Origin of the sequence: Kordia zhangzhouensis (assembly GCF_001005305.1) — a bacterium.
Taxonomy (GTDB): Bacteria; Bacteroidota; Bacteroidia; order Flavobacteriales; family Flavobacteriaceae; genus Kordia; species Kordia zhangzhouensis.
In genome coordinates this window covers 50,241-62,608 of record NZ_LBMH01000014.1, presented here as the reverse complement: position 1 = coordinate 62,608, position 12,368 = coordinate 50,241, and the positions used below count along the sequence as shown (strand labels likewise).

11 protein-coding genes and 2 tRNA genes are annotated in these 12,368 nt (G+C 33.6%); 8 read left to right on the top strand and 5 right to left on the bottom strand.

Annotated elements, in window-relative coordinates; genetic code table 11:
• Nucleotides 1-113: 113 nt before the first annotated feature.
• Together AA088_RS16030 and AA088_RS16025 are read right to left on the bottom strand one after the other, a co-directional pair.
• The gene (locus AA088_RS16030) at nucleotides 114-1,634 is read right to left on the bottom strand and encodes an OmpP1/FadL family transporter (RefSeq protein WP_046746049.1); all 1,521 of its coding nucleotides are present in this window, start codon (nucleotides 1,632-1,634) and stop codon (nucleotides 114-116) included.
• Between the two features lie 44 nt (nucleotides 1,635-1,678).
• Nucleotides 1,679-2,650 (bottom strand): hypothetical protein, encoded by a 972-nt coding sequence (locus tag AA088_RS16025; RefSeq protein ID WP_046746048.1) that lies wholly within the window; start codon nucleotides 2,648-2,650, stop codon nucleotides 1,679-1,681.
• A 100-nt stretch (nucleotides 2,651-2,750) separates the two neighbouring features.
• On the opposite strand from AA088_RS16025, the gene proS reads away from it, so the two are divergent.
• The 4 genes from proS (at nucleotide 2,751) to rpsT (ending at nucleotide 4,813) form a co-directional block, all read left to right on the top strand.
• The gene (proS, locus tag AA088_RS16020; RefSeq protein WP_046746047.1) at nucleotides 2,751-4,229 is read left to right on the top strand and encodes a proline--tRNA ligase; all 1,479 of its coding nucleotides are present in this window, start codon (nucleotides 2,751-2,753) and stop codon (nucleotides 4,227-4,229) included.
• A gap of 77 nt (nucleotides 4,230-4,306) precedes the next feature.
• Nucleotides 4,307-4,378: transfer RNA gene (locus tag AA088_RS16015), tRNA-Glu, on the top strand.
• 73 nt (nucleotides 4,379-4,451) lie between these two features.
• Nucleotides 4,452-4,523: transfer RNA gene (locus tag AA088_RS16010), tRNA-Glu, on the top strand.
• A 38-nt stretch (nucleotides 4,524-4,561) separates the two neighbouring features.
• Nucleotides 4,562-4,813: a 30S ribosomal protein S20 gene (gene rpsT, locus AA088_RS16005; RefSeq protein WP_046746046.1), complete on the top strand. Its 252-nt coding sequence runs from the start codon at nucleotides 4,562-4,564 to the stop codon at nucleotides 4,811-4,813.
• A 158-nt stretch (nucleotides 4,814-4,971) separates the two neighbouring features.
• On the opposite strand, the gene rho is transcribed toward rpsT, so the two are convergent.
• Nucleotides 4,972-6,672 (bottom strand): transcription termination factor Rho, encoded by a 1,701-nt coding sequence (rho, locus tag AA088_RS16000; protein ID WP_046746045.1) that lies wholly within the window; start codon nucleotides 6,670-6,672, stop codon nucleotides 4,972-4,974.
• Nucleotides 6,673-6,847: 175 nt separating this feature from the next.
• On the opposite strand from rho, the gene AA088_RS15995 reads away from it, so the two are divergent.
• Complete coding sequence (locus tag AA088_RS15995) at nucleotides 6,848-7,261, top strand: DUF4293 domain-containing protein (RefSeq protein WP_046746044.1); 414 nt, start codon at nucleotides 6,848-6,850, stop codon at nucleotides 7,259-7,261.
• A gap of 242 nt (nucleotides 7,262-7,503) precedes the next feature.
• Nucleotides 7,504-8,358 (top strand): hypothetical protein, encoded by an 855-nt coding sequence (locus AA088_RS15990; protein ID WP_052752934.1) that lies wholly within the window; start codon nucleotides 7,504-7,506, stop codon nucleotides 8,356-8,358.
• A gap of 53 nt (nucleotides 8,359-8,411) precedes the next feature.
• Here the strand turns inward: AA088_RS15990 and AA088_RS15985 are convergent, their stop codons facing one another.
• A complete protein-coding gene (locus AA088_RS15985; protein ID WP_046746042.1) occupies nucleotides 8,412-8,909 on the bottom strand; it encodes a metallophosphoesterase family protein in 498 nt (165 codons plus the stop codon).
• 100 nt (nucleotides 8,910-9,009) lie between these two features.
• Here AA088_RS15985 and truA point away from each other — a divergent pair, with 100 nt between their 5' ends.
• Nucleotides 9,010-9,762 (top strand): tRNA pseudouridine(38-40) synthase TruA, encoded by a 753-nt coding sequence (truA, locus tag AA088_RS15980; protein ID WP_046746041.1) that lies wholly within the window; start codon nucleotides 9,010-9,012, stop codon nucleotides 9,760-9,762.
• The gene (locus tag AA088_RS15975; RefSeq protein ID WP_046746040.1) at nucleotides 9,755-11,521 is read left to right on the top strand and encodes an ABC transporter ATP-binding protein; all 1,767 of its coding nucleotides are present in this window, start codon (nucleotides 9,755-9,757) and stop codon (nucleotides 11,519-11,521) included. Before truA ends, AA088_RS15975 begins: the two co-directional genes overlap by 8 nt.
• Before the next feature lie 8 nt (nucleotides 11,522-11,529).
• Here the strand turns inward: AA088_RS15975 and AA088_RS15970 are convergent, their stop codons facing one another.
• The gene (locus AA088_RS15970; protein WP_046746039.1) at nucleotides 11,530-12,366 is read right to left on the bottom strand and encodes a DUF3667 domain-containing protein; all 837 of its coding nucleotides are present in this window, start codon (nucleotides 12,364-12,366) and stop codon (nucleotides 11,530-11,532) included.
• Nucleotides 12,367-12,368: the final 2 nt, after the last annotated feature.

Sequence of the window (12,368 nt, the reverse complement as noted above, 5' to 3'; positions counted from 1 at the left end):
ATTTTACATTGAAGAGATAGGGTTTTATATAACGTTTAAATTTATAGAAAATAAAAAAGCCTTATTTTTTTTTAAAATAAGGCTTTTTTAGAAAGTTATTAGTAGTGGTAATGTTATAATTTGAAAGAAACAGATAAAGTAACGTTAGAATTTACGTTATTAATATTAGCTGTATCTACTAAACCAACTTGAAAAAGTTGAGAATTTCTAATTTGCTCGCTTCGGTCATAGGCCAAGTCAATAGAAAAGCTACCAAAACTATAACCTAATCCTAATGAATACCCTTCTAAATCACCAATTGTGTTCCCGTTTTTGTATGGACTTTCCTCAAAACGATATCCTCCGCGTAAGCTGAATTTATCAATTCGATATTCGCCACCAACTCTATAACTTGATGCAGCTTGCAATTGATTTTCAATAGAGCTGTTAGCTTGTAGAAAATCGTTAGTTGGACGTAATTTAGCATTTGAAAAATCTTTTAATGAGTAATCAAAACTAATTAAGCCTCTTTTTCCAAAAATGTAAGCAAAACTACCATTAATACTCCCTGGAGTAACTATTCGATGTTCTCTATATGCGTTTATTACATTAGGGAAAATATCTCTTCTTAGAATATCGCTTGGGTTTCCAGGATCTCGAAAATCAGTACTTAAGCTCTGAATAAGTTCGTCATTTAAACTATACCATGTTGGAGATTGATACGAACCTCCTAGACGTATATTTTGCAATTTTAAGATTGCTCCAAGTTGAAAGGAAATACCAGTACCATATGTGTATAATTCATTAGAAAATTCAGCATATTGCAGGCCTGAAGCGGTTGCAACGGGTGTTTCTATTAAAACTTTTCGTTCTCTATAATCAACGTCATGTGAGTTGATATTGATACCTAAAAGAAGGTTGTTTTTATATTGAGTCGCAAAATTGAATGTGTATTTTCTATTGAAGCCTGAGGTCTGTACTACATAATTGTGATCTGCACCAGCAGAATAATCGGCATTTGAGCTATACGAAGTGTTAGCGTTGTCGTTGCTATCAGGATTAATTACAAAACCTTCATATCCTAAGAAACCTTGTTGGGCGGCAAATCCGAAGTCTTCACCTAAAATCAAATACGTGTCAGTATCACTTTCTCCAGGTTGTTGAGCAATGACTCCTAACTCTTGACCGTTGGCAAAGGTTACAAAATAATCAGCAATTCCTCTTGTGCTATTTCTACCTGTAGCAAAAAAGTTATTATAATAATTGTCATTATTTTGAACGTTCAGTCCTAAAGAAATTTTTCTCCAATCTCCATCGCCAACATTATTAAATACAAAAGCTATTCCGGCTTGATTTAAATCAAATTCCGATTCATTGCTATTGGCTAAAGTTCCAAAATAGGAAACATCGTTATCATTTGAATAATTACTAAGAGAAATTGTAACTTCTCCAGTATTGAAAACTGCTGATCCAGCAGGATTGATAGTAAAGGCAGAAAAGTCACCTCCAAGAGCTCCAAAAGCTCCACTCATTGCTCTAAAACGTGCGGTTCCATTCAGATTTTCAGTAGAATATCGAACAACGTCATTTATATTTTGGGCGTGACTTATAGACAAAGAGAGAACGCCTATGAATAGTATAAATACTTTTTTCATAATGTGATTTAGTATTGTTAGGGATAATGGATTAATATATAATTTTAGCTTCTGCCACCTCTTCTACCACCTCCAGAAGATCTACTTCCGCTAGAAGATGATCTTCTGCCTCCAGATGAATATGTTCCTCTATTTGAGGAAGATGATTGGCTTCTGTTATAAGATCTTGTTGAGTTATTTGAACGTGTAGATCGAATGCGTGAATTAGAAGATCTAGTAGCACGAGTGTTTCTAGTGTTACGTGTACTTCTAGTTGCTCTAGTATTTCTTGAACCGTCAGAAGGACGAACACTTCTGTTATTACTTCTTCTGGAAGATCTAGAATTTGAGTATCGAGTACTATTTCTATTGGTTGTTCTTGAATAAAAATCAGCTCTTCTATTAGCTAGTGCTCTGTTAGCATATGTTCTTCTCCCTCTGTTGTATGCGTAGTTTCCGTAATAAGGAGATCTCCAATATGGGTTGTAATACCCTGCATATCCCCAAGAATTCCAGCCCCAAGCCCAGTTGTTCCAGCCCCAAGGATTCCAAGCCCAGTTATTCCATCCCCAGCCCCAGTTATTCCAGCGATTCCAACCCCAACGGTTCCAACCCCAGCCATTCCAGCCCCAGTTGTTCCAAACTCCAAATCCAGCACCACCATATACATTAATGGTAATGTCTTCAGTAGTTTCTCCCCATGGAGAATAGCTTTCGGAGTAGCGGATATTGTCAACATTTGTTTCAGGAGTAGTTTCGTTTTGGCTAGAGTATGATTCTACATCAGTAAAAATATCACCATATCGATCGTCAGCTTCTAACGATTTTTGTTCAAAATAATTTTGGTATGCGTTACTATTGTTGGAGTCGTAGCTTTGTCCATATTCAACAGTTTCGCCTCTAGTATCATCAGTTTCATATATACCATCATCATAAGTGGCTTGTTGATACATTCCACAAGATGTTAATGTCAAAGAAGCCAATACTAAAGTTAGTAAGGCTGGTATGTTGTTTTTTAAATGGTAAATTACTCGCATATCTCCTAAAATTAATTGTTGAACAATACAAAAATAGTTAGTTTTGCCGAAACTATTTTTTATTTAACATAAGCACAATATTTGTGCCAAACTACTAGTAATGAGTAAGAAATTAACAAAGAGAACTGAAGACTACTCCAAATGGTATAATGAATTGGTGGTAAAGGCTGATTTAGCGGAGAATTCGGCAGTACGAGGTTGTATGGTAATCAAACCTTATGGCTATGCAATTTGGGAAAAAATGCAAGCACAATTAGATAAAATGTTCAAAGAAACTGGACATGAAAATGCGTATTTTCCACTCTTTGTGCCCAAGAGTCTTTTTGAAGCAGAAGAAAAAAATGCGGAAGGATTTGCAAAAGAATGTGCTGTGGTAACGCATTATCGATTGAAAACTGACGAAGAAAATAAAGGGAAACTTATTGTAGATCCTAATGCTAAGTTAGAGGAAGAATTAATAGTGCGTCCTACAAGTGAAGCTATTATTTGGAACACTTATAAAAATTGGATTCAATCATACAGAGATTTACCAATTCTTATCAATCAATGGGCAAATGTTGTACGTTGGGAAATGCGTACTCGTTTGTTTTTGCGTACTGCAGAGTTTTTATGGCAAGAAGGTCATACTGCACATGCAACCAAAGAAGAAGCGGTAGCAGAATCGTTACAAATGCAAAAAGTCTATGCAGAGTTTGCAGAAGATTTTATGGCTATGCCAGTAGTAAAAGGAGCAAAAACAGAAAGTGAACGTTTTGCGGGAGCTTTAGATACGTATACAATTGAAGCTTTGATGCAAGACGGAAAAGCGCTACAAGCAGGAACTTCTCACTTTTTAGGGCAAAACTTTGCGGAAGCTTTTGATGTAAAATATGTAACTAAAGAAGGAAAGCAAGAATTAGTTTGGGCAACTTCTTGGGGAGTTTCAACGCGTTTAATGGGAGGATTAATCATGACGCATAGCGATGATGCTGGATTGGTATTGCCACCAAAATTAGCGCCAATACAAGTCGTTTTTGTACCTATTTATAAAAATGAAGAACAATTTGAAGCTATTTCTGAAAAGGTAGCTGAAATAACAGATTCATTAAAAGCAAAAGGAGTTTCTGTAAAATTTGATAAGCGAGATACATTACGACCAGGGGCAAAATTTGCAGAGTGGGAGTTAAAAGGAGTTCCATTAAGAATTGCGATGGGAGCACGTGATCTTGAAAATGGTACTTTAGAGATTGCCAGAAGAGATACTTTTGAAAAACAATCGGTGGCTCAAGAGAATACTGTAGAAACTGTATTGGAATTGTTAGAAGAAATACAAGACAACTTATTTTCAAGAGCTAAAACATTTAGAGAAGAGCATACAACTGAAGTAGATTCATTTGAAGAATTTAAAGAAGTAATTGAAACCAAAGGAGGATTTGTATCTGCGCATTGGGATGGCACTGAGGAAACTGAAAGTAAAATAAAAGAACTTACAAAGGCTACCATACGTTGTATTCCTTTAGATGCTTTGGAGGAAGAAGGAAAATGTGTATATTCGGGGAATCCTTCTAAGAAAAGAGTGTTATTTGCGAAAGCATATTAAAAAAAATAAAAAAAAATTAAAAAATAGTTGGAGCATATAAAAATAGTTGTATTTTTGCATCCGCTAACAGAAATAATGGCCCGTTCGTCTAGGGGTTAGGACGCCAGGTTTTCATCCTGGTAACAGGGGTTCGAATCCCCTACGGGCTACAAATTTTTTCTGAAAGTTTATTTTGCAAATGTCAATTATTAAATTAAATTTGCATCCTCATTGAAAAATGATGGCCCGTTCGTCTAGGGGTTAGGACGCCAGGTTTTCATCCTGGTAACAGGGGTTCGAATCCCCTACGGGCTACTAAACATTTTAAGTTTAAAAAAGTTAATTAAAAAGAAATGGCAAATCACAAGTCAGCATTAAAAAGAATTAGAAGCAACGAGACTAAGCGCCTTAGAAATAGATATCAGCACAAAACCACTCGTAACGCTATTAAAAAGTTAAGAGAATTGACTGATAAGAAAGAAGCTGAGACATTATTTTCTAGTGTAGCTTCAATGATTGATAAGTTGGCAAAGCGTAATATTATCCATGATAATAAAGCTGCTAACTTGAAGTCTAAGCTTGCTAAGCATGTAAGTTCTTTATAAGAAGTTATTACACTTAAAAGATAGTATAAAAAAACTCCAAATTAGATTGGAGTTTTTTTATGTCCTTTTTTTTCTAAAAACATAAGAGTTAAAAAAAAGCTACTTGATATACTAATCAAGTAGCTTTTTTAATAACTTTTTATACAATAGTTTCTTCTTTATCCATTCATAGAAAGTAGAAACTCTTCATTATTTCTCGTTTGTTTAATGCGTTGGTTAATGAATTCCATGGCTTCTACAGGATTCATATCTGCTAAATATTTACGCATTACCCACATACGTTGAATCGTATTATCATCAAGTAATAAATCATCTCTTCTAGTGCTAGAAGAAGTAAGGTCAATCGCTGGGAAAATACGTCTATTGGAAATTTTACGATCCAACTGAAGTTCCATATTACCAGTTCCTTTAAACTCTTCAAAAATAACCTCGTCCATTTTTGAACCAGTTTCTGTCAATGCTGTAGCTATGATTGATAATGAACCACCACCTTCTATATTTCTTGCAGCTCCGAAAAAGCGTTTAGGTTTGTGCAATGCATTTGCATCAACACCACCACTTAATATTTTTCCTGAAGCAGGTTGAACAGTGTTGTAGGCTCTAGCTAGTCTAGTAATTGAATCTAGAAGAATTACTACATCATGACCACATTCCACCAAACGTTTTGCTTTTTCTAAAACAATATTGGCAACTTTTACATGGTCTGATGCTTCTTTGTCAAAAGTTGAAGCAATCACTTCTCCTTTTACATTGCGTTGCATATCTGTAACTTCCTCTGGACGTTCATCAATTAGCAAAATAATTTGATATACTTCTGGGTGATTGGCAGCTATCGCATTAGCAACATCTTTTAGTAACATGGTTTTACCAGTTTTAGGTTGCGCTACAATCATTCCACGTTGCCCTTTTCCGATAGGAGAAAATAAATCAATAATTCGTGTAGAAATAGTGCTTTGACGTTCAGCTACTTTAAATTTCTCATCGGGAAATAACGGAGTCAAATGCTCAAAAGCGACACGGTCTCTTACAACGTCTGGGTCTAACCCGTTAATTTTGCTAACTTTAATTAATGGAAAATATTTTTCACCTTCTTTTGGAGGTCTAATAATACCTAAAACTGTATCTCCAGTTTTTAATCCGAACAAGCGGATTTGTGATTGTGATACATAAATATCATCTGGAGAGGATAAATAATTATAATCAGAAGAACGTAAGAAACCATATCCATCTTGCATGATATCTAAAACTCCTTCACTTTCTATAATACCATCAAACTCAAAATCAGGTTCGCGATAGCGATTGCGTTGGTCTTTATTTCCGTTGTTCTTATTGGAATTGTCTTTCTTATTATTATTATGTTTATTTTGTTGCGAATGATCTTTCTTATTCGCATGCTTGTTATGTGATTGCTTCTGATTGTTATTATTGTTGGAGTTATTTTGATTATCCGAAGAATCTTTGGTATTCTTTTTTACATCTTCATTTTTAGAATTAGAAGCTGTATTTTTTTGAGTCTTCTCTATAGTTTTATTCGAAGTTCTCTGTTGTTTTTGATTAGAACTAGTAGACTTTTCAGTAGAAAGCTCTTGCTTTTTTTGAGGAGCAGACGTATTCTTGTCAGTAGTTTGGTTAGGTTCTCTTTTAATTCGTTTCCTTTTTGCAGGCGCTTTCTTATCGTCTGTTTTAGGTTCAGACTTTGTAATAGGAGCTACAGATTCAGGATTGATAGCTTGATGATCTAAAATCTTGTATATCAGATCTAATTTCTTTAAAGTTCGATACTTGGGAACGGCTAAAGTTTTGGCAATTTCTTGCAATTCGGGTAGCTTTTTGCTCTTTAATTCTGAAATTTCTAACATGTATAAATTTGTAAATGAATTTTTCTTGAAAATGAGTAGTGATACTCGTAAGAAGACGTAAATCCGTTGATAGCAACAGATTATGAATTGTTCATGCAATAATACAAATTTATTTTAATAAACAAAATAGTATTTTATGAAAAGAACTATTATTTTTGTGTTCCAAAATTGAGATATGATTCAAAGAATTCAAAGTATATATATGTTATTAGTTGCAGGAATTTGCGGCGGATTAACATTTGTATTTAGTTTGTATTCGCTAGAAAATGAAGTAGAAGTATTTGCAAAAGACGATCCTTTATATTTAGGGATTTTTGTGGCATCCGCAGCACTAGCATTAATCACTATCTTTTTATATAAAAATAGAAAATTACAATTCGTGTTGAATAGATTCAACATCTTATTACACCTTATTTTATTAGGGATATTTGTATATCGAATGCTAAATTTATCTGGAGGGATTGAAAAAATCTCTGAGAAAGGTATTGGGGTAATCATTCCTATTATTTCTATCGTTTTATTAGTGCTCGCAAATCGAGCAATTAAAAAGGATGAAGACCTTGTAAAATCTGTAGATCGATTGCGATAAACCTAACATCTTAGTAATCTTAGTGCGTAAAACTCCAAAGTGTGAAAACTTTGGAGTTTTTTTATCTGTGAAGGCTAAATAATAACTTAAAAGTCATTGCAGCAATGAAATGTACTCTTTGTATGATTGTGTAAGGTTGACCAAGTGAAAATACGTGAATCTAAAAAGCAAGAAAATCACGTTTAAATGTAAGTAGATACAGTTGTAAGTTTATAAATACAAAAACTTAAAAAACTCCAATTATGGGACTTACAGCTTCAATTTATGGTGGTGGACCTTTTTATCCAGGACCAAATTCTGTGTTACAAACAATAAATAGCTCAGGTTTTACAACATTAGTTTGCTGGGCATTACATGTGCATCACAATGGAGATCTTGTATATAATGATACACCAGTGGTGTCAAACGGTGAATATATAGGAGACCCTTCTTGGGCTTCAGAATTGGCGAAAGTAAAAGAAGAAGGTAGTATTAACCGTATTTTATTTTCCATTGGAGGTTGGCAAACCAATGATTTTTATAACATAATGAACCTTTTAAATACGCAAGGAGATGGTCCGACAAGTGTTTTATATAGAAACTTTCAAGCTTTATTAAAAGAAATACCAGTAATTGATGGAATAGATTATGATGATGAAGGTAATTACAGTATAAATACAATTGTAAGATTTAGTAGAATGCTAGCAGGAATCGGATATCAACAAATTACTTTTTGTCCATACACGAATAGCCCATTTTGGATTAATTGTTTGGTTTCTATTGAGCAAACCCATCCAGGATTGGTAACCGGTTTCAATTTGCAATGTTATGCAGGTGGAGCATATAATATTGGAAATGTAAAGCAATATTGGATTGAACCACTGCAAAAAGCCATGTCAAAAGGATTTGACGCCGCTGCATTTATTAATCCAGGTTTATGGTGTACACATGGGGATAATTGCGATCAAGGAATGAATCCAAAACAAGTAAATGCTCAATTTGGGAAATGGAAAAAAGAGGGTATTACAGGCGGGTTTATTTGGTTATATGATGATATTGAGAAATGTGGAAATGATCCAGCGGCTTACGCTGCAGCAATCTTACATGGATTGAGTTAAAAAACGACAATTTATATACAACGAGTCTCAGTATACAGATGAGGCTTGTTGTTTTAATACCGATTGGCAAGTTCAATAATCTCTAAATCTTTAATTTTATTATTGTCAATTACAAAACGCAACATAGTTCGTACTTTATGAAAGCCATGTTTTCCGCAAGCTCCAGGATTCATGTGTAGCAAATTTAATTTTTTATCAAACATTACCTTTAATATATGAGAATGACCGCAAATAAACAATTGAGGTGGGTTTTGCCGAATTTCTTCTCGAACACGTACATTATATTTGTTGGGATAGCCTCCAATATGCGTAATCCAAACATCAACATTTTCACACATAAAGCGATTATGTTCAGGAAATTCCATACGTGCTTTGTCATTGTCAATATTACCAAACACACCGCGTAACGGTTTCAATTCTTTAATTGTATCAGTAACTGATAATTCTCCGATATCTCCTGCGTGCCATACTTCGTCAGCATTTTTAACATGTTTCAAAATCTGATCATCTATATGACTATGTGTATCGGATAACAGTAAAATTTTCTTCATGAATTGTTTTGGTAAAACTTTCCTAAATAAATGTGAATTCCCGTAAAATAATGAATTAAAACTTATCTTTGTGAGTCTGTAACAAAAGTAGCAAAATACCTTGAGATACTTCATTGAACTTTCTTATCACGGCAAAAAATATCATGGTTGGCAAAATCAACCAGATGCAATTTCAGTACAGGAAGTTATTGAAAAAGCCCTATCTACAATACTGAGAACAGAAATTGCTATTGTTGGTGCAGGAAGAACAGATACAGGTGTACATGCAAAGCAAATGTATGCACATTTTGATACAGAAAAAATCTTTGATAGTTCCGCTTTAACATATAAACTGAACTCGTTTTTGCCCAATGATATTGCTATACATGCAGTTTATAAAGTTGCAAACGATGCACATGCGCGATTTGATGCTATGAGCAGAACATATGAATACTGGATTGTTACAAAAAAAAATCCTTTTCATATTCATTCGGCACATACAGTTTATAAAAAACTAGATGTTTCATTAATGAATGAAGCTGCCAAAGAACTGTTTAATTACAAAGATTTTAAATGTTTTTCCAAGACACATACAGATGTAAAAACATATATCTGCACAATAGAAAAAGCAATTTGGGAACAAAAAAATGAAGTATTGATTTTTACCATACGTGCAGATCGCTTCTTACGAAATATGGTACGTGCTATTGTGGGGACTTTACTAAATGTAGGTTTGGGCAAACTATCCATTACAGAATTTAAAAAAATTATAGAATCAAGAGATCGAAGCAACGCAGGAACTTCAGTGCCAGGAAAAGCATTATATTTAACAGAAGTAAGCTATCCTGCAGAAACATTTACAACACATGAGTAAAGTAACAGGAAAAGTATTTGATGTAGGACTTTTTAAACGTTTATTAACGTACACCAATCCATATAAAATTACGCTATATTTTGTGGCGCTTGCAGCAATTTTATTATCGGTTTTTGCAGTTGCACGTCCTGTATTATTGAAGTTTACGGTAGATAATTATATAGTGACTAAAGATAAAGAAGGATTATTACTTTTCATTCTTTTTATGCTAGGTGTATTAGTATTAGAAGTAATTTTTCAATTTCTATTTGTGTTTTATGCGAACTGGTTAGGGCAAAGTATTGTAAAAGATATTCGAACAAGATTGTTTCATAAAATGCTACAATTTAAAATGGCATATTATGACAAATCTTCGGTTGGACGGTTAGTTACCAGAGCTGTAAGCGATATTGAAACAATTGCCAGCATTTTCAGTCAAGGATTATTTGTAATTATAGCAGATCTTTTAAAAATGTTGGTAGTAATGGGAGTCATGCTCTGGATGAGTTGGAAACTTTCACTCATAGTTTTTACAATACTTCCGCTAATTGTTTATGCAACACGTGTTTTTCAAAAAGCGATGAAAGCTGCTTTTGAAGAAGTAAGAGCACAAATATCCAATTTGAACTCATTTGTACAAGAACGTGTTACAGGAATGAAGATTGTTCAATTGTTTTCTCGTGAAGAAACCGAATATCAAAACTTTAAAGAAATCAATGAAAAGCACAAGCAAGGATGGCTAAAGACAATTTGGTATAACTCTATCTTTTTTCCAATTCCCGATTTGGCCAACTCAATTGCAGTTGGTTTAATTGTTTGGTACGGAGGGTTGATGTCTGCCACAACTGCTTCGGTACAATTAGGAAACATTTTGGCGTTCATTATGATGATAGGCATGTTGTTTAGACCGTTGCGACAAATTGCAGATAAGTTCAATACTTTACAAATGGGAATGGTGGCCGCTGGACGTGTATTTTCAATCTTAGATACAGAAAGTAAAATTGAAGATAAAGGAGAAATCACAAATTTGGACATTCAAGGAAATATTTCATTTGAAAATGTTCGTTTTTCATATGTAGAAGATGAAGAAGTATTGCATGGAATTTCTTTTGATGTCAAACAAGGACAAACAGTCGCTATTGTAGGAGCTACTGGCGCAGGAAAATCTACAATTATTAATTTATTAAATCGTTTTTATGAAATTGATTCAGGAATCATTCGTATTGACGGAATTGATATAAAAAATGTACGATTGGCGGCATTACGCGAAAAAATAGCAGTTGTATTACAAGATGTATTCTTATTTGCAGATACTATTCTCAATAATATTACATTACAAGATACCTCTATTACCAGAGAAAAAGTAGAAGAAGCGGCTCGGCAAATTGGGGTGCATGATTTTATCATGAGTTTGCCTAATACCTATGATTATAACGTAAAAGAACGCGGTGGGATGTTGTCATCTGGTCAGCGTCAATTGATTTCTTTTTTACGAGCATATGTAACAAATCCACGAATCTTAATTTTAGATGAAGCAACATCTTCGGTCGATTCGTATTCTGAACAGCTAATACAAAATGCTACAGACACAATTACAAAAGGTAGAACATCTATTGTAATAGCACATCGATTGGCAACAATTAAAAAAGCTGATACAATTATAGTAATGGATGCCGGAAATATTGTAGAGCAAGGGTCGCACGAAGAATTACTGCAAATTGAAAATGGGTATTACAAAAATCTCTACGAAGTACAATTTATTCAGCAGGAAACAACCTAATAATTATTTTAGTTTCCATTCATTTTTTGCTGTTCTATCATTTCGATAAAGCTTCCATCAACAAGCATTGACAAAACGATAAGTATACCAATGATAAAAACAATAATTATATAAAAAATACTTCCAATCACTATAAAAAGCAGTGACTTTATAAGAATTTGCTTTAAATTCAGCCTAAACAAACGTTTTAAAACATAGCCTACATAAATAGTACTTAAAGGAATAGATAATAATACGAAGTATTGCAAGAGTGGTGCATACACAATGATACAAACCAAATACATTAAATTTAACAACACTACCGTATGTGAATATGCATATAAATAAATTATAGTGTGTTCAGTATAATTGTATTGTTTATAATTGTAAAAAACAATCTTAGAAATTAAAGCAAGCAGCGGAATAATCAGTAAGTAAATGAGTGATTGAAAATCTACAAATCCCGACATAAAATTGGAAAACAGTTGCTTTTGCGCTTCCGATTGCTGTGAACTGTTGAAAACATCCATTGCATCTGTGAAAATATTAGGATAAAATTTCAAAAAAATAAATGTAAGAAAACCTGTAATTGTCAAAGAGATTGCAAAATAATTAAAAACGTGTAAGTATTTTTTTCGTGTTCCTTGTATATAACTTTCAATTACTTCTTCTGGTTGGGTAAACATATGACGAATAGTTTTAAAGAAAACATTGTCGTAGTTTAAAAAGCGTTCTGAAAAATCTTGCCAAAGATTTTTCAGAGTTAATCGGTTACGAATAATTTTTGCACCGCAATTTGCACAAAATTGATCGGTCTCTTGGAGTGTAGTATTACAGTTTTTACAATATAAAAGGTGTGGGTTCATAC